Source organism: Sphingomonas sp., from assembly GCF_041661825.1.
GTDB lineage: Bacteria > Pseudomonadota > Alphaproteobacteria > Sphingomonadales > Sphingomonadaceae > Sphingomonas.
This window is the reverse complement of the sequence record NZ_JBAZTU010000003.1, coordinates 63,340-84,555: the sequence shown is the minus strand read 5'-3', so window position 1 is coordinate 84,555 and position 21,216 is coordinate 63,340. Positions and strand designations below refer to the sequence as shown.

The 21,216-nt window shown below is 65.4% G+C and carries 17 protein-coding genes and 2 tRNA genes; 5 read left to right on the top strand and 14 right to left on the bottom strand.

All coding sequences use genetic code 11. The features are described 5' to 3' along the window. Positions 1 to 33 precede the first annotated feature (33 nt). Positions 34 to 534, top strand: coding sequence for a DUF3592 domain-containing protein (locus tag WC729_RS13270; RefSeq protein WP_372853474.1), 501 nt, complete (start codon positions 34 to 36; stop codon positions 532 to 534). Between the two features lie 51 nt (positions 535 to 585). Here the strand turns inward: WC729_RS13270 and WC729_RS13265 are convergent. Next, positions 586 to 662: transfer RNA gene (locus WC729_RS13265), tRNA-Arg, on the bottom strand. Between the two features lie 92 nt (positions 663 to 754). Between WC729_RS13265 and WC729_RS13260 the strand changes: the two genes are divergently transcribed. Then, a complete protein-coding gene (locus WC729_RS13260) occupies positions 755 to 1,255 on the top strand; it encodes a hypothetical protein (protein WP_372853472.1) in 501 nt (166 codons plus the stop codon). Positions 1,256 to 1,554: 299 nt separating this feature from the next. Here the strand turns inward: WC729_RS13260 and WC729_RS13255 are convergent, their stop codons facing one another. Genes WC729_RS13255 through hemB form a run of 3 tightly spaced genes read right to left on the bottom strand, consistent with a single transcriptional unit; the run spans position 1,555 to position 5,308 of the window. After that, positions 1,555 to 3,786 carry a spermidine synthase gene (locus tag WC729_RS13255; protein ID WP_372853470.1) on the bottom strand — a complete coding sequence of 744 codons (2,232 nt, stop codon included), beginning with the start codon at positions 3,784 to 3,786 and terminating at the stop codon, positions 1,555 to 1,557. After that, positions 3,786 to 4,319, bottom strand: a complete 534-nt coding sequence (locus tag WC729_RS13250; RefSeq protein WP_372853468.1) for a GNAT family N-acetyltransferase — start codon at positions 4,317 to 4,319, stop codon at positions 3,786 to 3,788. The genes WC729_RS13255 and WC729_RS13250 overlap by 1 nt, the downstream gene beginning before the upstream one ends. Further along, positions 4,316 to 5,308 (bottom strand): porphobilinogen synthase, encoded by a 993-nt coding sequence (gene hemB / locus WC729_RS13245; RefSeq protein WP_372853466.1) that lies wholly within the window; start codon positions 5,306 to 5,308, stop codon positions 4,316 to 4,318. The genes WC729_RS13250 and hemB overlap by 4 nt, the downstream gene beginning before the upstream one ends. A gap of 112 nt (positions 5,309 to 5,420) precedes the next feature. Here hemB and WC729_RS13240 point away from each other — a divergent pair, with 112 nt between their 5' ends. Further along, positions 5,421 to 6,263 (top strand): SIMPL domain-containing protein, encoded by an 843-nt coding sequence (locus WC729_RS13240; protein ID WP_372853464.1) that lies wholly within the window; start codon positions 5,421 to 5,423, stop codon positions 6,261 to 6,263. A 5-nt stretch (positions 6,264 to 6,268) separates the two neighbouring features. Here the strand turns inward: WC729_RS13240 and WC729_RS13235 are convergent, their stop codons facing one another. The 10 genes from WC729_RS13235 to WC729_RS13190 all read right to left on the bottom strand — a co-directional run bounded on the left by WC729_RS13235 (position 6,269) and on the right by WC729_RS13190 (position 19,304). Then, the gene (locus tag WC729_RS13235) at positions 6,269 to 7,726 is read right to left on the bottom strand and encodes an MATE family efflux transporter (protein ID WP_372853462.1); all 1,458 of its coding nucleotides are present in this window, start codon (positions 7,724 to 7,726) and stop codon (positions 6,269 to 6,271) included. A gap of 147 nt (positions 7,727 to 7,873) precedes the next feature. Beyond that, on the bottom strand, positions 7,874 to 10,663 hold the full coding sequence (locus tag WC729_RS13230; protein ID WP_372853460.1) for a valine--tRNA ligase: 2,790 nt from the start codon (positions 10,661 to 10,663) through the stop codon (positions 7,874 to 7,876). Between the two features lie 41 nt (positions 10,664 to 10,704). Then, complete coding sequence (locus WC729_RS13225; RefSeq protein ID WP_372853458.1) at positions 10,705 to 11,346, bottom strand: zeta toxin family protein; 642 nt, start codon at positions 11,344 to 11,346, stop codon at positions 10,705 to 10,707. Continuing rightward, positions 11,324 to 11,527 (bottom strand): hypothetical protein, encoded by a 204-nt coding sequence (locus WC729_RS13220; RefSeq protein WP_372853456.1) that lies wholly within the window; start codon positions 11,525 to 11,527, stop codon positions 11,324 to 11,326. Before WC729_RS13220 ends, WC729_RS13225 begins: the two co-directional genes overlap by 23 nt. Positions 11,528 to 11,579: 52 nt before the next feature. Further along, on the bottom strand, positions 11,580 to 13,631 hold the full coding sequence (locus WC729_RS13215) for a prolyl oligopeptidase family serine peptidase (RefSeq protein WP_372853454.1): 2,052 nt from the start codon (positions 13,629 to 13,631) through the stop codon (positions 11,580 to 11,582). A 58-nt stretch (positions 13,632 to 13,689) separates the two neighbouring features. Then, positions 13,690 to 14,247, bottom strand: a complete 558-nt coding sequence (locus tag WC729_RS13210; RefSeq protein WP_372853452.1) for a DUF2497 domain-containing protein — start codon at positions 14,245 to 14,247, stop codon at positions 13,690 to 13,692. Between the two features lie 40 nt (positions 14,248 to 14,287). After that, complete coding sequence (locus WC729_RS13205) at positions 14,288 to 15,760, bottom strand: TolC family outer membrane protein (RefSeq protein ID WP_372853450.1); 1,473 nt, start codon at positions 15,758 to 15,760, stop codon at positions 14,288 to 14,290. 51 nt (positions 15,761 to 15,811) lie between these two features. Next, positions 15,812 to 16,480: a protein-L-isoaspartate O-methyltransferase gene (locus tag WC729_RS13200; RefSeq protein ID WP_372853448.1), complete on the bottom strand. Its 669-nt coding sequence runs from the start codon at positions 16,478 to 16,480 to the stop codon at positions 15,812 to 15,814. 476 nt (positions 16,481 to 16,956) lie between these two features. Continuing rightward, the gene (locus WC729_RS13195) at positions 16,957 to 18,651 is read right to left on the bottom strand and encodes a flotillin family protein (RefSeq protein ID WP_372853446.1); all 1,695 of its coding nucleotides are present in this window, start codon (positions 18,649 to 18,651) and stop codon (positions 16,957 to 16,959) included. Between the two features lie 23 nt (positions 18,652 to 18,674). Further along, positions 18,675 to 19,304, bottom strand: a complete 630-nt coding sequence (locus tag WC729_RS13190) for an OB-fold-containig protein (RefSeq protein ID WP_372853444.1) — start codon at positions 19,302 to 19,304, stop codon at positions 18,675 to 18,677. 136 nt (positions 19,305 to 19,440) lie between these two features. Between WC729_RS13190 and WC729_RS13185 the strand changes: the two genes are divergently transcribed. Together WC729_RS13185 and WC729_RS13180 are read left to right on the top strand one after the other, a co-directional pair. Then, positions 19,441 to 19,514 (top strand) — tRNA-Cys (locus WC729_RS13185). Positions 19,515 to 19,935: 421 nt separating this feature from the next. Further along, positions 19,936 to 21,204, top strand: coding sequence for a hypothetical protein (locus WC729_RS13180; RefSeq protein WP_372853442.1), 1,269 nt, complete (start codon positions 19,936 to 19,938; stop codon positions 21,202 to 21,204). The last annotated feature ends 12 nt before the right edge of the window (positions 21,205 to 21,216 follow it).

The window sequence follows — 21,216 nt, the reverse complement described above, 5'->3', positions numbered from 1 at the left end:
TCCGCGCGACAGCATGATTGCCGGAGACGGGATTTGTCCGCCGAGCCGTTCAGCCCATCGAACATCGCCGCCCTGGCCGCCATGATCGCCGGCGGCAGCCTGTGCACCGGTTATGCGGTCCTTGCCTGGCATCGCCGCACGCGCGCCGCCGAGCGGGTGAAGGACTGGGCCTCCGTCACCGGCGAGATAGTCTCGGTCGAGGTGATCGTGACCTCCGGCACCGACGATGACGACGATTACGAAGCGCGCGTCCGCTACGCCTATCACGCCGCCGGGCGGCGCTTCACCGGTGATCGCCTCCGCGTCGGGGCGCGTCTCAAATCCTCCAACGAAGCGATGATTCGCGCTGCCGTCGCGCCCTATCGCGCCGGTGCCCGCATCAGGGTCCATTACGACCCGGCAAGACCCGGGCAGTCCGTGCTCGAGCCGGTGCCGGTGTCGGCCGATCTGAAAACATGGCTGATCGGCGGCATATTCCTGCTGGCGGCGAGCGCCTATGTCGCGGTGACGCTGATCTTCCCGTCGCCCTTCTAGCCGGCGTGCCGACGAAGGGGACCCCGAAGGGAAAAGCTGATTTTTGGAAAATGGCGCGCCCGGAACGATTCGAACGTCCGACCCTCAGATTCGTAGTCTGATGCTCTATCCAGCTGAGCTACGGGCGCTTGGGAAGTGGGCACATAGAGGCGTCTTTCGCGGGGCGCAAGTGCGTTGCGTGCGTTGCGCACCTCTTATTTGCCGCATAGAGCGAAGCGGCATGAAACGCGCCCTCCCCCTCACCTGCCTCGCCTTGCTCTGCGGCTGCGCCGAGCAGTCGACCGGCCGCTATCCCTCGCTGCTGCCACGACCGATCGAGGCGACGAGCGTCGCCGAGCCCGAATCGCCACCGCCCACTCCGGTGGCGGCCGACCCCGCGCTCGACACAAAGCTCGCGACGCTGAAGGCGGCCCTGAGCGAATCGGTCGCTGCCTTCACCCCGGCCGCCGAGCGTGCCGAACAAGCCGCGGTCGCGGCCAAGGGTCAGCCAGCAGGCAGCGAAGGGTGGATCACCGCCCAATCAGCACTGGCCGAGCTTGACGGTTACCGCGCCAACACCTCAGCGGCGGTGACCGATATCGAGGACCTGGCGATCGAACGCGCCACCGCCGGCCAGCCGGACTATCCCGGGATCGAGACGCTGCGAACCGAGGCCAATACCCAGCTTCAGGCACAATCGGCGCGAATCGCCGCCATCCAGGCGATGCTGCCCGAAGCCTGACGACCGCGGCGGCGTGAATCTTAGGCGACAGCAGGACCCATTTTTTTCTTCCGCTGTTATGTTGGATTTTGCGGGAAGATTATCGGATTGATTCCAGCAACTTGAGTCACGCTTTCCCTGTTATGCATAACAGCGGAAAAATTACGCATAACAGGGGAAAAAGCAGAGGAATTTTCCGCTGTTAGACAGGCGCGAAACGCTTGTGCAATCGACCATGAGAAAGAACCGAACGGAGCAATGCTGATGCCCGTCCGGTCTCTCCCTGCGATCTCCCGGCTCCAACTTGAATCGAGGCGCCGTTATGGCTTGCGGAACAGCTTCACCAGCGGGACGATCGTCGAATAATCGTCGGTCCAGGGCGTGAACTCGGGATAGCTGTTCAGCGGCTGCCATGTCGCATCGCGCGCCTTCAGTGCGTCGATCGTCGCCGGATCGTGCGAGAGCGCGACCCAGAAGGATACGGCGCGGGGCTGTTCCACATTCGGCCCGGGGAAATAGAGCAGCTTCGCCGCGCTCCACCCGCCCGCCCTTGCCGCGGCCGACACCACGGGTTCCAGATCGAGGAACTTGTTGGAAATGTGGAAGAGCAGCACGCCGTCATGCGACAGCACCCGGCCATAGGTCTCGAACGCCTCGCGCGTCATCAGGTGCATCGGCACCGCGTCGGACGAGAAGGCGTCGAGCGTCAGCAGGTCGAGCGACCCACTCGCCTCGGTCGCGAGGTTGAGCCGGGCATCGCCCACCTCGATCTTCGGATTGGGCAGGCAGTTCTTCAGGAAGGTGAACTGGCCCGTATCGCGCGCGATATGCACTACTGCGGGGTCGATTTCGTAGAAACGCCAGCTCTGACCGGGCTGGGCGTAACAGGCGAGCGTTCCCGCCCCGAGGCCGACGACGCCGATCCGGGCATGGTCGCCGAACAGCGCGGGCACAGCCTGCATCGCCTGGCCCACGCCGGAGCCGGTGACATAATAAGCGGTCGGCTTGCGCTCGCGCTCGACGCTGCCGAGCAACTGGGTGCCGTGGACGGTGGTGCCGTGCTGGAGCTGGCGCACCTCCTGATTGCCGCGAATCGTGTAGACGCCGAAATAGCTGCGGGTTCGCGCGCCGGGCTCGAACGAGAGCAGGATCGAGCGGTACCCGCCGAACACGATCAGCGCCCCCGCCAGCGCGCACACGAACGCCCCGCGCGCACCGACGGTGAAGACGCCGACCGCGACCATCACGACGAACACCACGCCCTGGATCGGCCCCGAATCGTCCGATCCGGCACCCGGACTGTTCATCACCACAAGGATCAATATCCACATCAACAGGGCGACGGCGGTGGTGATGATCCGCCGGTACTGCGCCGTCCTGTCCCAGAGCATGCCGATTTCGGGGATCAGGAAGCTCTGCGGTGCCAGCACGCCGGCAGCGAGCACCAGCAGCGGATATTCATAAGTCCAGTCGAACACCAACGGCGCGATCAGCGCCGCGAACACGCCGCCCAGCACGCCGCCGACCGACATGGCGAGATAAAAGCCGGTCAGGCGGTCGGCCTCCGGGCGGAGCCGGTACATCGCGGTGTGGAGTGCGACCGACGCCAGGAACAGCAGGACAAGAGCGAGCGCGGCGTTGAGCCATGGCTTGCCCTGCAATCCGCCGACCAGCACCCCGCCGATCAGCAGGATGACGATGGGGGCAAGCCGCGTGAGCATATCCGCCGGGCCGCGCCTGGTCGCGAAGGCGACCGTGAAGCTGAGCAGATAAAGCCCGAGCGGCAACACCCACAGCAGCGGCATCGCGACGACGTCAGTGGTGATGTAGGTCGAGGTCGCCAGCATCAGGCCCGACGGCACGAAGGCCAAAGCGATCCAGTGCGCGACACGCTTGCGGCTCGGTGCCGGGCTTTCCGCGACCGGCCCCTCGACGATCTGCATCTTCATCCTGGGAAGGGTCATCGCGCAGACCGCGACAAGCAGGCCGACCAGGATATAGCCGAAGGTCCAGAGCCGGCTCTGACCATGCAGCGCGAGGCCCGGCTCGACGAAGATCGGATAGGCGATCAACCCGGCAAAGCTGCCGAAATTGGAGGCGGCATAGAGGGCATAGGGGTCCTGCCCCTTGCTCGACACGCTGAACCAGCGCTGCAGCAACGGCGCCTGGGCCGAGATGGCAAAGAACAGCGGCCCGATCGACGCGCCGAGCAGCCATGGCACCCAGATGGCGGGCTGCGCATTGGCGGGAAGTTGAGTCGACATCAGGCCGATCGGCAGCCAGAGCGCGGCGACCAGCAGCACGGCAAGATGGATCGCCGCCTGAAGCCGCGGCGTCACCCGGCCGAGCGCATGCGCGTAAGCGTAGCCGCCGAGCAGCAGCGCCTGATAGACCAGCATCGCCGAGTTCCACACGGCCGGCGCACCGCCGAGCCGGGGCAGTGCCATGCGCGCAACCATCGGCTGGACGAGGAACAGCAGGAAGGATCCCGCCAGGATCGTCACCACGAACAGAGGCCGGGCAAAGCTCGCCGGCACGGAAAGGCGCGCCATCAGGCGGGCCGCGCGATGCGATAGAGGATATGTCGGCGGAGCGGATCGCCCTCCGCCACGAGTGGGTGATCGAAGTCGTTTTCGCTGTCGCGGGTCATGCCGAGCCTTTCCATCAGGCCCCAGCTCGCACCGTTCGCCCCCACCGTGATCGCCACCACTTCCGGCGTGTCGAGATTGGCCCAGGCCCAGTCGAGCGCCGCCTGTGCCGCCTCGCGGGCATAGCCGTGGCCCCAATGATCCCTGGCGAGCCGCCAGCCGATCTCGACCTTGTTCTCGATCGGCGTGTCGGGTGCGCCGGGCTTCAGCCCGCACATGCCCAGCACCACGCCGTCGCTGCGGCGTTCGAGGACCCAGAAAGTGAAGCCGTACTCGTCGAGCCAGGACTTGAGCCGGCCGAGCATCACTTCGAATGCCGCATCATCGACGACCGGCAGCAGGAAGCGCATGACCTCCGGGTCCTCGCAGTGCGCACGGAGCGCAGCACGATCGCGATCCTCCCAAGGTCGCAGGATCAGGCGTTCGGTCCCGATCACTTCGCGAGTAGCCTCGCAGCATGCGCCGCATGATAGGTCAGCACACCAGAGCAGCCGGCGCGTTTGAACGCCATCAGCGTCTCCAGCACCACAGCGTCGCGCTCGGCGGCGCCGGCTGCGACTGCCGCCTCGATCATCGCGTACTCCCCGGACACCTGATAGGCGAAGACCGGCACCTGGAACTCGCTCTTCACGCGCAGGATGATGTCGAGATAGGGCAGCCCGGGTTTGACCATCACGCTGTCCGCGCCCTCGGCCAGGTCGAGCGCGACCTCGCGCAGCGCTTCCTCGGCATTGGCCGAGTCCATCTGATAAGTCTTCTTGTCGCCCTTGAGCAGGCCGCGCGAGCCGACCGCATCACGGAACGGGCCGTAGAAGCCACTGGCGTACTTGGCCGAATAGGCCATGATCTGGACGTTGGTGCGGCCATCGCCTTCGAGCGCTGCGCGGATCAGGCCGACACGGCCGTCCATCATGTCGCTGGGCGCGATGATATCGGCGCCCGCCGCCGCCTGGTTGAGCGCCTGGCCGACCAGGACCTCGGCGGTCTCGTCGTTGAGCACATAGCCCGTCTCGTCGAGCAGCCCGTCATGGCCGTGGCTGGTATAGGGATCGAGCGCGACATCGGTGAGCACGCCGATCTCGGGCACCGCATCCTTCAGCGCACGGATCGCGCGGCACATGAGGTTGTCGGGGTTGAGCGCTTCCTCGCCGCGATCGGACCGGCGATCGGGCTGGGTATTGGGGAACAGCGCCAGGCACGGAATGCCGAGATCGCGCGCTTCCTTTGCCCGTGCGACGATGCCGTCGACCGACCAGCGCGACACGCCGGGCAGGCTCGGGATCGGTTCCTCCACGCCCTGTCCTTCGGCGATGAACAGCGGCCAGATCAGGTCGGCGGGCGTGAGCACGGTCTCGGCGTGCATGCGCCGGCTCCATGCGGAAGCGCGGGTGCGGCGGAGGCGGAGCGCGGGGTATTGGGCGGACATGCGGGGCTTGTGCTGGATCAGCCGTCAGCGTGCAAGTGCAACGACTTTACGTGGGTGTCGCTTATCGATATCAAGGTAACGATATAACATTTAACAATGGTGGGAGACCGGGATGCGTATCGCCAAAGCGCTCATGATCGTGGCACTGGCCCCGAGCCCGGTGCTGGCCCAGACCGGGCGGGACACGAAGCCGGCTACGATCACCGTTTCAGCGACAGCCAGTGTGGAAAGCGCTCCCGATAAGGCCACCCTGTCTGTTTCCATCCGGGGCGAGGGCAAGACCGCCGATGCTGCCTCTGCCGCGCTGGCGGCTCGACAGAAGGCCGTGATCTCGGGCTTGCGGTCGCTCGACCCCAAGGTCGAGGTGCGAACCGGCGCCGTATCGATCCGCGAGGCCTATGCCGGCGAGTGCGACAATGGCGACCGCTTCGCGATGATGTCAGACGATCCAGAGACGATTGCCGACACCCTCGAGTCGATGGCCGATACGATGTTGGTGACGGCCGATGACTTCGCGGGCGGCGTCCCTGCCCGGACCGGCAAGAAGGACTGTACCGTGGTCGGGCGAATGGCGCAGATCGAAACCTCGGTCATCATGAACTCGGTCAAGGACGCCGGTACTGCTGTCGGACTCGCCGGGCGGCTGGGAGCAAGCCAGGCACGGATCGTCGATTTCAGCCTGCGGGACGATTCGACCGCTTCGAACCGCGCGATTGCCAGGGCGATGGAGAATGCTCGCGCCAAGGCTCAGGCGATCGCCACGGCCTCAGGCGCGAGGCTCGGCGGGATCGTTTCCGTGGACGATGGGAGCGAGCGCGGCATGTCCGGTGGAGTCATGATGGACGCGATGCAGTCGCCTGCCATGGCGATGGTCCCGCCGATCGTGATCGACGTGTCACCCAGACCGGTGGAGACCAGCGCCCGCCTGACGGTTACCTTCGCGATCGAACGATAGCGCGCTCAGCCGGTCGGGTGCTGCCGCCCGGCCGGTTCGCCGTCAGCATGGGCATGTTCCTCGGCCACTGCCGGCTCGGGCGGTACGATCAGCACCTGATCGCGCCAATGGCCGCTGCGGTAATAGAGGATGGCGAGCGACAGCGAGACGAGCGAGCCGAGCGGGAAGGAATACCACAGGGCATCCTGCCCGATGAAGCGCGGGCCGATCAGCGCGAAGCCGATCCGGATGGGATAGAAGGCAATCGCGAGGATGATCAGCGGCGCCATCGTCGCTCCATTGGCGCGCACCGTCGAGAACAGCACCATCGTCGCGCCGAACATCACGAAGGTCCAACTCGCGATGAGCTGAATGTGCCGTGCGATCGGGATCGCCGGGCTTTCGCTGCCGACGAACAGCGCCATCACTTCCCGGTCGAACAGGATGATCGCAACGATCACCACCAGCGTGATGACAGTGTTGTAGATGATACCAGCCCGGGTGATCGCGTTCACCCGTTCCCATTTGCCCGCACCGATATTCTGTGCCGCCATGCTGCTGACCGCGACGCCGATCGCCATCGCGGGCATCTGAATATAGGTCCAGAGCTGCTGCGACACGGCATAGGCGGCGGCGGTATCGACGCCGAGCCGGTTGACCAGGCCGACCATGGTGAGGCCGGCGGTCGACATCACCAGCATCTGCGCGCCCATCGGCAGGCCCTTGGCGACGATCGTCCTGACCAGTGCCGCTTCGGGGATGAGGTAGCGCAGCTCAGCGCCGCGCAGGCGGATCGGGAGATCGCGCCAATAGACATAGATGAGCAGCCCGGCCGAGGAGACGATGCCGGCCAGCAGCGTCGCGGTGGCCGAGCCGGCAATGCCCATGCGCGGGAATGGGCCGATACCCTCGATCAGCAGCGGGTTGAAGCTGCTGTCGATCGCCACGCTGAGCAGCATGAACCACAGGGGCGTCAGCGAATCGCCGGTGCCGCGCAGGCTCATCTGGATCAGCACGCCCAGCATCGAGAACGGCAGGCCGAGGAAGATCACGCGGAGATAGTCGCGCGCCATGTTCTGCGCCTCGCCCGGGGTGGCGAGCAGGCGCAGGATCTGCGGCGTGAACAGCCAGCCGAGGACCGAAATGAGGATGGCGGCGCCAACCACGAGACCGACGGTCGAGCCAAAAGCGCGGCGTGCGGACTCGATATCGTTGCGCCCCACCGACTGGCCGATCAGGATCGTCGCCGCCATGCCGAAACCGAACACGGCGGAGAACATCAGGAACATGATGATGTTGGCGTTCGACGTCGCGGCGAGAGCGCTTTCGCCGAGGAAGCGCCCGACCCAGATCGAGTTGATCGACCCGTTGAGCGACTGGAGGATGTTCGATCCGAGCGTCGGCAGTGCGAAGGCAAGCAGGGTCGCGGCGATCGGCCCCGTGGTGAGGTCGCGCTGGCCTGGACGGGAGAGTGGTGGCGCCATCGCTTCTCTCACTTCCCTCCCTGCAAGGGAGGGGTCGGGGGTGGGTGCGAGCGCGCGTCTCGCACGGGACAGAAAGAAAAAGCCGGGGATCGACCCCGACTTTTTCTGACCCACCCCTAGCCCCTCCCTTGCAGGGAGGGGAAGAGGTTAGCCAAGCCGCGCGAGGGCGGCCGTGAGGCGTTCGGCCTCGGCGGATTTCTCGGCGTGATCCGTTCGGCTCTTCTCGACCGCGTCCGGATTGCCCTTTTCCACGAAATTGACGTTGGCCAACTTCGCGGCGAGCATGTCACGGTTCTTGACCACGGCTTCGATCGCCTTGGTCAGGCGTGCGCGTTCGGCGTCGAGATCGATCACGCCTTCAAGCGGAAGGACGAAGGTCGCTTCGTCGATCACGACCTGCACCGCTCCGCCTGCCGGCGCTTCGCCTGCGGCGCGGTCGATGCGGGCGAGCCGCGCGATGGCCGGGGCCTGGCGGTCCAGCCGTGCAAGGGTCGAGGCGTCGGCGTCGCGGATATGGAAGGTCATACGCGCGCCGGGCGAGATGTTCAGCTCGTTCCGCGCCGCGCGAACCTCACCGACCAGCCGGATCAGCCAGTCGATCTCCTTACTCGCTTCCGGATCGATCGCGCGCGCATCGGCCATCGGCCATTTCGCGACGATCAGATCGGAGTCGCGCTGGCCCAGGGCGTGCCACAGCTCCTCCGTGATGAACGGCATGAACGGGTGGAGCAGGACCAGCATCTGATCGAGTACCCAACCCGCGACCTTGCGCGTTTCCTCGACCTGAGGAGAATCGGTCAGGTACGTCAGGCCGTCACTTTGCAACGTGGGGCTGAGAACCGGCTTGATCAACTCCAGATACCAGTCGCAGAACCGGCTCCACGCAAACTGATAAATCGCGTTCGCGGCCCCATCGAACCGGTAATCGGCCAGCGCGAGATCGACCGCCTGCACCGTCTGAATTGTCTCGGCGATGATCCAGCGGTTGACCGCAAGGTTTGCCTCAGGCGCTTCCAGCGTGGTGCTCGCGCCGATGCCGTTGGACTGGCAGAAGCGCGCGGCGTTCCAGAGCTTGGTCGCGAAGTTGCGATAGCCCTTTACCCGCTCCTCATCCATCTTGATGTCGCGGCCCTGGCTTTCCATCGCCGCCATGAAGAAGCGCAGCGCGTCGGCGCCGTATGTGTCGATCAGGCCGAGCGGATCGACCGTGTTGCCCTTGGACTTGGACATCTTCTGCCCGTCCGCCGCGCGGACCAGTCCGTGCAGATAGAGCGTGCGGAACGGCACGTCCTTCATGAAGTGCATGCCCTGCATCATCATGCGCGCATCCCAGAAGAACAGGATGTCGAAGCCGGAGATCAGCACGTCATTGGGGTAGCGGCCGTGGAGCGTCGGGTTGCCGTCCTCGGGCCAGCCCATCGTGGCGAAGGGCCAGAGTGCCGAGGAGAACCACGTGTCGAGCACGTCGCTGTCCTGATACAGACAGACCAGATCGCCAGACGCCACTTCACCGGCGCGTTCCGCGGCGATCTCATCCGCAGCCGCGGCGTCGTCGACGAACAAGACGCTGGTTGGGCCGTTGTAATGGGCAGCGATGGCGGGCGCCAAAGTGCCCGGATCTTCCGCCACGAAGATCTTGCCGTCCGGGCCGAACCATGCCGGAATGCGGTGGCCCCACCAGAGCTGGCGCGACACGCACCAGGGCTGGATGTTCTCCATCCAGTTGAAATAGGTCTTTTCCCAGGTTTTCGGGACGACCTTGACCGCGCCAGTCTTCACTGCCTCGATTGCGGGCTTTGCGAGGGTTTCGGCGTCGACATACCATTGATCGGTCAGCCAGGGCTCGATCACCGCGCCGGAGCGGTCGCCGAATGGGGTCTGAATCACCCGGTCCTCGACCCGTTCGAGCAATCCCGCCTCGTCGAGCAGCGCGACGACCCGCTTGCGGGCCTCCGCGGTGGACAGGCCGATCAGGTCGTCCGGGATGAGCTCGTCGGCGGTCTGGGAGACCTGCGCCTTGGCATCGAGCATGTTGAGCATGTCGGCTGGCTTGAACCCGGCGCGCTTGCCCACTTCGAAATCGTTGAAGTCGTGGCCGGGTGTGATCTTCACGGCGCCCGAACCAAGTTCCGGATTGGCATGCTCGTCAGCGACGATCGGGATCAGGCGACCGGTGATCGGCAGGCGGACATTCTTGCCGATCAGCGCGGTGTAGCGCTCGTCGGCCGGGTTCACCGCGACCGCCATGTCAGCGAGCATCGTCTCCGGGCGGGTCGTCGCGACCGAGATGAAGCCCCCCTCTTCTCCTTGGGCGCCGTCCTCGAGCGGATAGCGCAAATGCCAGAACTGGCCGTTGATCTCGCGCGTCTCGACCTCGAGATCCGAGATGGCTGTGCCGAGGCCCGGATCCCAGTTGACCAGCCGCTTGTCGCGGTAGAGCAGGCCCTGATTGTACAGGTCGACGAACACCTTCAGCACGGCCTTGCTGAAGCCTTCGTCCATGGTGAAGCGCTCGTTCGCCCAGTCCATCGAGCAGCCGAGGCGGCGGAGCTGCTGGGTGATGATCCCGCCGCTCTCGGCCTTCCATTCCCACACCTTGGCGATGAATGCCTCGCGAGTGAGGTCTGTGCGCTTCTGCTGGAGGAGCGCCATGTTGCGCTCGACCACCATCTGGGTGGCGATGCCGGCATGGTCGGTGCCGACCACCCATAACGCATCCTTGCCCTTCAGCCGGGCATGGCGGACGAGGATGTCCTGCAGCGTGTTGTCGAGCGCATGGCCGATGTGCAGGTTGCCCGTCACGTTCGGCGGCGGATTGACGATCGTCCAGGGCTCGGCGCCCGGGCGATCGGGGTGGAACAGGCCCTCCTCCTCCCAGTGCGCATACCAGCGGGATTCGATTTCGGCGGGGTCGAAGGTTTTCGGGAGCTCGGTCATGATGGGGGGCTTTAGCCAGCCATCGTTCCAATTGCCAAATCCTATTGCTCCGCCGGCAGGATATCGATTTCCGCGCTTGCCAGCGAGGCCATGAGATCATCGGGGAAAGCGGCGAACTGCCATAGCGGCCCGCAGGATATGCGGGCCGCTAGCAGCGCCGGATCACCGGTGGAGTTGTCGAAGATATAGCAATCGTCGACATGCCCCACGAACCAGGCCAGCTCATTGAACGAGCGTTGGCGCCGGTCAACGATCTTGGCGACTGGGACATCGTGGCCGCCTTCGGAGACTCGTATCCTGACCCGTTCGATCTGCAATTCCGCCGATCGGAGCAGCACATAGATCATCTTGACGCGGAAGCGCCGCGATTGCGCTTTCAGCACCAGATCGCGATATTTCGGCGACGACAAGACGGTCTCCACGCCGATCGTCTGATAGGTTTCGATCGACGCCTCAAGCCATTGCTGGATGCGCTGGACCGCAGCCAGATTCGCGTGATCGAGGAGCAGGGCTTCCTGCTCGACGATCTGCTGGGTCAGCAGATCCGGATTGATGATCCAGACCGAGCCGCCCCAGCCTTCGATGTCAGTTCGATTGTAGAAGGAGCTCTTGCCGCTACCGTTCGGTCCGGCGACGATCCAGAGAACCGGGCGGTCGGGCTTACGAGGGGTTTTGAGCGGCACGCTGACGGTCCCGCCGGTCTTCCCTGATTCGCCGCACATTGGAGCGGAAGGCCGCCAGCAGATCGGCCCCAAGGGTGGGGCTTTCCGCCTGCACGACCTTCATCTGAATGACCGATCCGTCGGATGCGACGACCCGCTTGGTGGGAAGGTCGCTCGGGCGCGTTTTCCTGGCTTCGGTCATCTGGAACTCCTCAATGCCAATCTAGGCTCGCGGCGCTGCCGGGAAAAGCCCCTTACTCGGCCTTCTTCCCCGTCCACTTGTCCATCCAGCCGAGCACCTCGCGATACCATTGGCGGCTGTTCTTCGGCTTGAGCACCCAGTGATTCTCATTCGGGTTGACCAGCAGGCGCGACGGGATGTCGCGGCGCTGGAGCGCGGTGAAGGCGGCCAGCCCTTGCGTGTAGGGAATGCGGAAGTCCTTCTCGCCGGTGATGACGAGCATGGGGGTCTTCCATTTGTCGACGAAGTTGACCGGGTTCCATTTCTCGAACGCAGCGGGATCCTCATAATAGGTCTTGCCGCCATGTTCCCATTCGTCGAACCAGAGTTCCTCGGTCTCGTAGGCCATGGCGCGAGCGTCGAACACGCCGTCATGCTGGACGATGCACTTGAACCGGTCGGGCCATTTGCCCTCGAACCAGTTCATCATATAGCCGCCATAGGACGCGCCGAGCGCGCAGGCATTGTCGCCATAGAGCCAGGTGAATTTGGTCGTCGCGGCGGCGAGGCCTTTTTGCAGATCCTCGAGCGGCCAGCCGCCCCAATTGTCGCGGATCGCGTCGCTGAAGGCCTGGCCGTAGCCGGTCGATCCGTGGAAATCGACCGCGACCAGGCCGTAGCCGGCACCGGCGAACACCGCGGGGTTCCAGCGATAGGACCAGCTGTTGTTGCTCGACCCTTGCGGGCCGCCATGGACCATATAGGCGACGGGCACCTTGGCGCCCTCGGCGAGGCCGGCGGGCTTCACCGCATAGCCCCAGACGGTGTCGTTGTTCGCCCCGGCGAAGCTGAAGCGGGTGACGGTCGGCATCTCGATATCCGCCAGCTTCGCCGCGTTTACCGAAGTGAGCCGCGCGGTCTTCTTGCCCGCGAGCAGGTAGAAATCGTCGGGCGCGGTCAGGCTGTTCATCGCCAGCACCAGCCCCTTGGGCGTGACGTTGAGTGAGGAGACATGCCCTTCCTGAGTCAGCCGCGTGACCTTCCCGCTGGCTGCGTCGACCGCGAAGGCCGGGGTTTCCTGGGTATCGTCGGCGGTGACGTAAATGGTCTTGCCGTTCGCGGCCCAGGCGATCGAGGCGACCGACCTGTCCCAGGCTTCGGTCAGCGCGCGGACCTGGCCCGTTGCGAGATCGCGCAACATCAGCACCTGGCGATCGGCTTCGTAGGTCGGGCGCGTCATAGAGAAGTATGCCAGCCACTTGCCATCGGGCGATGCGGTCGGGAGATTCTCCATGCCGTCATTGTCGGGCGTCAGGTTGGTCGGCGCGGCGGAGCCGTCCGCCGGTGCCGAGAAGATGTCGAGATTGGTCGAGGTAGCCTCGATCCGGCCAGCTTCGCGCAAGGCGAAGAACACCGTCTTGCCGTCGGCCGACCAGTCGACTTCCTCGCCGCCGCCCATCGGCTTTGACGGGGTGTCGCCGACGAGTCCGCCTTCGATCGCGACGCCGTTGCCAGTGGCGCCCTCAGCGGTCAGCGGCAGGACGAAGAGCTGCGAGCGCGTGCCGTCGGCCCAGCTATCCCAATGGCGCACGAAGAGCTGGTCATAGGTGCGGCCGGCGCCGGCGTTCGGGTCCTTCTTGACCATCGCCGGCTCGAGGCTCGGCGCGCCGGGGCGGCGATCGGCCCAGACGAGCAGCTTGTCGCCGGTCGGGGCGACCTTGAAGCCGCTGAAGCCGCCGGTGAAGCTGGTTACTTTCTTCGCGGTACCGCCGGCCACTGCGACGACCCACACGGCATCGGCATCATTCTTGTCGGACTGGAAATAGACGGAAGTGCCATCGGGCGAGAATTGCGGGCTGGTTTCGTTGACGTCGGGCTCAGCGACGAGCTGTTCGGGCACGGCGCCCTTTTTGGTCAGGTCCAGCCGCCACAGGTCGAACCGGCCGCGATCGGCTGCGAGATCGGTCTCGCGCTGCTGCCAGACGAGCCAGTGGCCGTCCTTCGACACGGTGGGCGAGCCGACGCGCGAGAGCATGGTGACGTCGTCGATGGTGAGCTGGCGGGCATGAGCGGGCACAGCGGCGGCGGTGAGCGCGAGGACACTCGCGGATAGGAGCATTTTCATGCCCGACGATAGAGCAGAAGGCCGCGCCGCCCGCAATCAGGGCGGGCGCGAAATCCGGTTAGCGTGCGCCGGTGATCCGGGCGATTTCGCGCGAGACCATCGTCTCGACCATGGCCGGCAGATTGGCGTCGAGCCAGTCGCGCAACATCGGGCGGAGCATCTCGCGCACCATCGCCTCGAGCGTGTCGCTGCCCTGAACCTCCGGCTTCACGATCATGCGCGACAGGGTGTCGAGCGAACCGCGGCTCGCCTCGGCCGCGCGGGGCGAGAGGATCGGATCTGCCGGGGGGGCGACAGGCGCCGCTGTGGTGGGTGTCTTGGGGGGAGGTGCCATCGAAGCTGGCACGACCGGCGAACGGGCGGGGGGCGAATGGACGGCGGGTTCCTCGGCAGCCATGCTTGCCTCTTCCTCTTCATCCTCGGCGAACCTTACCGGGTCGCTGAGCTCCAGGATCTCGTCATGTCCGAACGAACCAGGGTCGATCCTGGGCGCAACCGTCCGCGCCGTGGTGCGGCGGGTACGACTTGCCGTCGCGCTCTCGCCCTCTTCGGCGATGATGCGTTTGATCGATGAGAGGATGTCCTCCATCGAAGGTTCAGCGCTGATATCCCCCATCGAACGAACCCCGTGACCGAAGACCGCTCGTCAGCGGCCCTTACTTGACGCCACCTGCGGGATTCGGCGTCCCTGTGTCAACTGCGGGATATACGGGGGCGTCGAGGATCGGATCGAGCGGACGCGTGACGACCGAGCCCTGGGCGGGCGTATTCGCGGTGCTGGTGCTGGTCGAAGCCGGGTCCGGCTGCGAGCCGTAATCCCAGATCTTGCCGCGCACGCTCTTGTAGTGGGCGACCGGATCATAGAGCGGACCGCCTTCGAGCCCGAGATCCTTCGCCTCGGCATCGCCCATCGCCGCGAGCAGCGCGAAACCGGCGACATAGGCGTCGCGCCGCGCCGTCACGAGCGTGACCTGCGAGTTGAGCAGTTCCTGCTCGGCATTCAGGATGTCGAGGATGGTGCGGTTGCCGACGCTGTTCTCGGCGCGGACGCCCTCCAGCGACAGCTTGTTGGCGTTCACCGCGACTTCGGACGACGCGATCACCTCAAGCGAGGATCGCCAGACGGCGTAGGCGGAGCGGGCCTGCGAGATCACGCCGCGCTCGGTTTCCGTCACCTGCTCGTTGGCCTGGGCGCGGCGCTCCTGCGCCTGGCGGATCTGCGCCGCCGGGCGACCGCCCTGGAACAGCGGTACCGTCACGCCGACGCCGACCGTGCCGGCCGTTCCGGCATTGGGCAGGCCGACCACGCTGCCGACCGAATCGAGGTAATTATAGTAATTGCCGCCGATATTGACGTTGACCCGCGGCAGCCGATTGGCGCGCGCAACATTGATGTCGAAACCGGCCGCCTCGCGCGATTTCTGCGCGGCGAGCAGGGTTGGATTGTTCTTCAGCGCGACATCGACCGCGGAATCCGGGCTGGCGGGCAGATTGGGCAGTTCCGGCGGAACCTCCAGCTCGCCCGGGGGCGTGCCGACCAGGCGGATATAGCTTTCCCGGCTGGAGATCAGCCGTGCCTGGGCCGATTGCAGCTGGCTGCGCGCGACCGCGAGGCGAGCGTCGGACTGGGCGACGTCAGTGCGGGTCAGGTCGCCGACCTGGAAGCGATCCTTCGATGCCTGCAGATTGACGTCGAGGACCTTCACATTCTGCTCGTTGAGCGAGACGATCGCTTCATCGCGGATCACGTCCATGTACGCGCCGACGACGTTGGTGAAGAGGTTCGCCTCCGTGCCGCGCAGGCCGAGCTGGCCCGCATCGACGCGGGTCTCGGCGGCGCGCACCGAATTGCGGACGGCGCCGCCACTGAACACCGGCACCGTAAGCGTGGTCGCCGCCGTGAGCTGGCGATCGGGCGAGGTGATGCTCGGCGCGGAATCGAGCACATTCTCGGTATAGCCGCTGGTCAGGTTGACGCCCGGCAGCCCCGAGGAGCGTGCGATCGGCACATTCTCGTCAATGGCGCGGACATTGGCGCGCTCCGCCGCGAGCGTCGGGTTGGTATTATAAGCCTTCACCAACGCACCGCGCAGCGTCTCCGCTGCCACCGGTGCCGTCGTTGTCAGCATCACCGCAACACCGGCTAGCAAATGGGTCCGTCGCATGATTCGCGGCATCTTTCAGAAGGTGAAGGTCTTGGGCCGGGAAAACCCCGGCAGCGGAACACAATCGATATCGGCGAAATCGAGCAGCCCGAAGCCGCCACCCGATTTGCGGCCCGAGGCGAGCCGGGTAACGGCGCCGTCGGCGATCCCGGTCACTACACGGCCGCCGGCGGCAAGCTGGGCAATCAACGCTTCGGGCACGTGATCGACGGCGCCGTCGATCACCAGCACGTCATAGGGCGCCCCGCTCTGGTGCCCGGCATCGAGCGGGCCTTCGATCAGCGTGACATTGGTTTCGGCGGCCAGCGCTTCACGCGCCTGGGCGGCGAGCGACGGGTCGCTTTCCACCGCGACGACATGCGCGACCAATTCGGCCAGCACCGCGGCGGTGTATCCACCGGCGGCGCCGATCAGCAGCACGCGGTCCGCCGGCAGCAGATAGGCTTCAGTGAGCAACCGACCAGTGGCGATCGGCACATTCTGATATCGGCCATGGCCCAGCGGAACGGCGGTATCGCGATAGGCGATCGCGCGCACTTCGGCCGGCAGGAATGCCTCGCGCGGGACCCGGGCCATCGCCGTCACGATGCGCGGATCGCTCACCGCGTTGGTGCGCAGCTGGCTCGCCACCATCGCGTGGCGCATCGTCTCGAAGCGAGCTGAATCGATTCCGGTCATTTCCATCGGGTCACCCTGTCGCACAACTGTTTTAGTCATGCAATACACATGTTGTCGCTGCGCGGCTTGTATCGCGCGCTTGCCCCCGCGCCAAGCGCAGCCGCAGCGATATTATCAAAGCGCGGCCACGGAGCCACAGCGGGGCGAATGCTGGGATTCCCGGGACGAATTCATTCGATCGTCAATCGCATGTCATCTCTATTGTGCTATGCAGCATGAACAGGGTCGCTGAGTCAGGCAATGGAGGACTCCAGATGCACCTTATGCAGCTGATTAAATGTGCGACGGGGCATCATGTCCGATCGAACAGGCACTCACGCCTGGTCGACGGCCGCCGGGAAAGCGTGTGCCGCGGGTGCGGATGTAGAATGGTGAGGGACGACTTCGCGATCCAGCTCCTTGGTGCCAAGGACGGCGCCTCCGGTGGCGGGACGGACGCGCGGTAGTTTCGACCGCCGACCGCCCCCTTCCCCTAGCCGTTCCTACTCGGACGGGTCCTTCTCCGTGACGATCACCGGCGCCACTGGCGCGGGTGCGACGCCTCCGAGCAAGCCGTTGAGCGTGTTCCCCCCCATGCCGAGTTCCGCCATCAGCGCGTCAATCAGCGGGCCGCCAACCCGGTAACGCATCGCCGCGGCCACCGCCGCGTCCGCGAGATTGCCGCCCCCGTCCCCGCCATCCGCACCGCCCGGATTGCCGTGCAGGCCCCGCGCGTCGAGGATGCTGATCTTGTCGATCTGCTCCATCGGCTTGCTCGCCGCGGCGATGATGCCGGGCAGTGCCTCGAGCATCGCCTTGCGGATCAGCAGCGCAGTCTGCGCGTCGTTGAGGACGTTGGTCGCCTCGTTGAGCGCGGTCTGGCCGGCGGCGTCGACCTTGAATGCGGCGGCGCGGCCCTCAGCGCGGGCCTTTTCGGCATCCGCATCCGCCGTTGCCTCAGTGCGGAGAGCAATGGCCCGGGCTTCGGCCGCTTCCTTCTCGGCGCGGGCAGCAACGGTGATGCCGACCGCCTCTTCCTCGGCCTTCTGGGTAGCGGCGATGACGGCGACGTTTTTCGTGCGGTTGGCGATTTCGGTCGCCTTGGCGGTCGCGACGCTTTCCTCGGCGCGGACCGCGTGCGCGCGCGCCTCGTTGGCGGCGGCGGTCGCGGTCGATTCCTCTTCCGATTTCTGCGCCGTCTGCACCGCCGTGGTGATGCGGGCGAGTTCGATATTGCGATCGCGCTCGATCGTCGCGGTCTGGACCGCGCCGTCGCGGGTGATCGTCGCGGTCTGGATGACCTTGTCGGCCTCGGTCTGGGCCACCGTCTGCGCCTGTTCGGCGGTGATGCGGGCGATCTCGGCGAGGCGCGTCTGTTCGGCTTCGGCGGTGGCGATCGCGGTCGCCTGCTCGGCGCGGCGGGCGGCGAGGGTCTGTTCCTGGGTCAGCCGGGCCTGCTCAGCCGCCTGGGCGATCTCGAGCGACTGGTTGTTGGCGTCGAGGTTGCGCTGCTCGATCTCGACGCGATTGGTCGCGACGATGTCGTTGCGGATCTTCTTGCGCTCCTCGATCGTGCGCGTGAGCACGGTGAGGCCTTCCGCGTCGAACGCGTTGTTCTCGTTGAAATGCTCGAACGCGGTCTGGTCGAAATGGGTGATCGAGACCGATTCGAGCTGGAAGCCGTTCATGTCCAGATCGGTCATCAGCGCTTCCTGGACCTTCTGGATGAAGTCGGCACGGTTGGCGTGGAGATGCTCCATCGTCATCGTCGCGGCGACCGAGCGCAGCGCCGACACCAGCTTGCCGTCGAGCAGGGACTTCACCGCATCCGGGCTGTTGACCGATTCGCCCAGGGTCTGCGCGGCGGCGGCGATCGACTGTGCGTCGGGCTTCACCTTGATGTGGAACAGGCCGACCACATCGACGCGGAGCTTGTCCATCGTGATCAGCGCATCCTTGTTGAGACGCGACACTTCGAGTTTCACCGTGGTGAGGCGGACCTGCATCAGTTCGTGAAGCACCGGGAATACGAGAATGCCGCCGTTGAGGACGACCTTCTCGCCGCCAAAGCCGGTGCGAATCAACGCCACGTCCTTGGTCGCGCGGCGATAGAGCCGCGTCAGGATGAGCATGATCACGATCAGGCCGACAATGGCGATGCCTGCGTAGATCAGGATGTTCAGGAGCGATGCGGGCACGGGATTCTCCTAGGGAAGATTTGTTATAGCAGCGGACGCAGGGTCGGATGGTTTTCCGGCAATGCGTAGAAGATCACGCCTTCGCGGCGCACGAGCAGGACGGTCTCCCCCTGGGCGATGGTGTCGGCATCGTCATGCGGCTCGACCATGACATAGTGAGCCTGATCGTGCTGATCGACGATCCGGGCCCGAGCCGGAAAACCGCGGCGCGCAGTGCCTTCAAGGATGGTGCCGCGACGGCGCAGCAGATCCCCGGCATCGATGACGCTTGATTCGTAGCCGGGCAGGATTCGGGCCAGCCCCCGCGCGGCGAAGATGTTGGCGAGGCCTCCGGTCGCGAGCGCAATCGCCGAGGCGACGCCCCAGTGCAGTGGCGCGCCCGTGGCGCCGGTCGCGATCTGCTGCACCGCGACACCGGCGATCGTGAAGCAGCACAGCAGCGAGGTCAGCCAGATCAGGAGCGGCAGCCCGCCGCCAAGACCCAGCCACTCAAGCACGCCGTGCCCATCCAGTTCGGCATGGCCATCGATACCCGGGTGGAGATCGAGATGACCCAGCCCCAGGCCGACCGCCTCGACCAGGCCGATGCCCAGCATGACGACGAAAGCGACCGCGAAGGGAAAATAGTCCGGCGTCAGGAAGATCGAGAACATGGCGCGATCATCCCGTGCCCGCATGACCCACGTCAAGCGAGATCGGTGTCCTTTCCATGGCTTGATGATGAATCGCGCCTGTCGACCCAAGCACGGTTGACCCCGCGACAAAAAGAAAGCATCTGCGCCCGCCTCTGGCCCGATGGCGGAGTGGTGACGCAGAGGACTGCAAATCCTTGCACCCGGGTTCGATTCCCGGTCGGGCCTCCACTTCCTCGAGCGACTGATTCAGTCTGCTCGAGATCGACGACCTGATCGAGGTCGATCCTCAGCGGAACCATTTCGCGCAGGCTGCACGATCGGCGGACGTCCCCGTCGCGGGATTCCCTAACAGCGATTGTAAATACTTCGCCCGAGCCACGCCTGTTACGGCAACTCCGCGAGCAGCGTTAACGCGCCATTCGTTTGCCGACAGATCCATTCGGCGACCCATCGAGAGACACTATCCCGATCACCACCTGCCAGGGACGGCGGAAATGCGACGAACAGGCGTTACAGATATCGTTTCGCGATGCTAACGACCCGGCAACCGACGCGTAAACCTGCACTCGTCGCCCCGGTCTTCATCGGCAGATCTTGATTTTTCGATCCTCCCAAGGGCCATGCAGCACCGATTTTCAGGGGAATATGAATGCTTTCGGACGATATTTTGTGGAAATGCATGGCGGCCGTCATGGCTGTCGGCGCGATAGCGACGGCTTCGCCCGCGACGGCGCAGGATATGGTCGCCGAAGTCGACGCGCTGATCGACGCCTCCACCACACCGGATCAAGCGCTCGCGCTCGCGCGCAGCCAGGAAGGCCAGGGCGACCTACTCGGCGCCGCGGCGACGCTGGAGCGAGTCCTGTTCCGCCAGGCGGACCAGCAGAATGTTGCGGCACGGCTCTATTATATCGCACTGCTCTGCAAGCTCGACGATCGGCAGCGAGCGCGGATCGAGACGACCAAGCTCGCCGGATTCAAGGTGAGCGATGCCGGCCTGGGCGAGGCGCAACAGGCTTGCGGAGCGATCACCGTGCCGGCCAGCGCGCCGGCGCGATCGGCGAACGGTCTGACCGGTGAGATCACTGCGGGCATCGCCTATGACAGCGACGCATTCGGCGCGCTCCTCGCCCAGTTCGATCTCGGCGCGCCTGCGGTGCGCGACGACGGCCTTTCCTTCGTTGCCTCGGCGCGATTCGACGGGCGGGCCCAGGCCGGCACCGGTTATGTCTATGGCGGCATCAGCGCCCAGACCAAGGACTCGGTGTCCGGTCCGAAGCTCGATTATCAGATCGGCACCGGCCGGATCGGTTATGGCAACCAGCTTGGCGGTCTCGACGTCTCGTTCGGCGCCGTCGGCCGCTATGGCCGCATCGCCGGCAAGGAGTTCGTCGGCGAATATGGCGGCCAGATCGCCATTGCCATGCCCGGCGACACGCACCGTGTCACGCTGCGCGGCGAGGTCGTGCATCAGGATTATGCCGGCTCCCGCCCGGTCTTCGACCGTGACGGCACGCGCTACGATCTGGCGCTGGACTATGCGGCCGAGGCGGGCGCGAAGGCGAGCTACGTGATCGGCGGCGCCTTCGAACAGAAGACCGCGGAAACCGCCTATCTCGGCTATACGGGCGGCAGAATCTACGCGGCCGCGCGGCTGCCGATCGACGACAGCGGCACCTATGCCGGCCTGTCGGCCACGGTGCGCCACCTCGCCTATCGCACCAACCCGCTTGGCAATCGCCAGATCGAGACCCGGCTGTTCGGCCGCGCCGCGATCGGAACCCCAATCGGTGACACCGGCTTCGATATCGAGGCGGCCGCCAGCTATTCGCGCCGCGACTATAACCGGACGAGCTTCCTGCACGACTATGACAATGTCGGCAGCGAGCTTCGCCTCATCTACAAATTCGGCCGCTGAGGAGCGCTCCCA

What these genes read in the sequence shown, in the direction of transcription:
- WC729_RS13240 (WP_372853464.1), top strand. Translation starts at nt 5,421, where the DNA reads ATGCGTATCGCCAAAGCGCTCATGATCGTGGCACTGGCCCCGAGCCCG.
- WC729_RS13200 (WP_372853448.1), bottom strand. Translation starts at nt 16,480, where the DNA reads ATGGAAATGACCGGAATCGATTCAGCTCGCTTCGAGACGATGCGCCAC.
- WC729_RS13230 (WP_372853460.1), bottom strand. Translation starts at nt 10,663, where the DNA reads ATGACCGAGCTCCCGAAAACCTTCGACCCCGCCGAAATCGAATCCCGC.
- WC729_RS13215 (WP_372853454.1), bottom strand. Translation starts at nt 13,631, where the DNA reads ATGAAAATGCTCCTATCCGCGAGTGTCCTCGCGCTCACCGCCGCCGCT.
- WC729_RS13180 (WP_372853442.1), top strand. Translation starts at nt 19,936, where the DNA reads ATGCTTTCGGACGATATTTTGTGGAAATGCATGGCGGCCGTCATGGCT.
- WC729_RS13190 (WP_372853444.1), bottom strand. Translation starts at nt 19,304, where the DNA reads ATGTTCTCGATCTTCCTGACGCCGGACTATTTTCCCTTCGCGGTCGCT.
- WC729_RS13205 (WP_372853450.1), bottom strand. Translation starts at nt 15,760, where the DNA reads ATGCTGACAACGACGGCACCGGTGGCAGCGGAGACGCTGCGCGGTGCG.
- WC729_RS13210 (WP_372853452.1), bottom strand. Translation starts at nt 14,247, where the DNA reads ATGGGGGATATCAGCGCTGAACCTTCGATGGAGGACATCCTCTCATCG.
- WC729_RS13235 (WP_372853462.1), bottom strand. Translation starts at nt 7,726, where the DNA reads ATGGCGCCACCACTCTCCCGTCCAGGCCAGCGCGACCTCACCACGGGG.
- WC729_RS13255 (WP_372853470.1), bottom strand. Translation starts at nt 3,786, where the DNA reads ATGGCGCGCCTTTCCGTGCCGGCGAGCTTTGCCCGGCCTCTGTTCGTG.
- hemB (WP_372853466.1), bottom strand. Translation starts at nt 5,308, where the DNA reads ATGTCCGCCCAATACCCCGCGCTCCGCCTCCGCCGCACCCGCGCTTCC.
- WC729_RS13260 (WP_372853472.1), top strand. Translation starts at nt 755, where the DNA reads ATGAAACGCGCCCTCCCCCTCACCTGCCTCGCCTTGCTCTGCGGCTGC.
- WC729_RS13220 (WP_372853456.1), bottom strand. Translation starts at nt 11,527, where the DNA reads ATGACCGAAGCCAGGAAAACGCGCCCGAGCGACCTTCCCACCAAGCGG.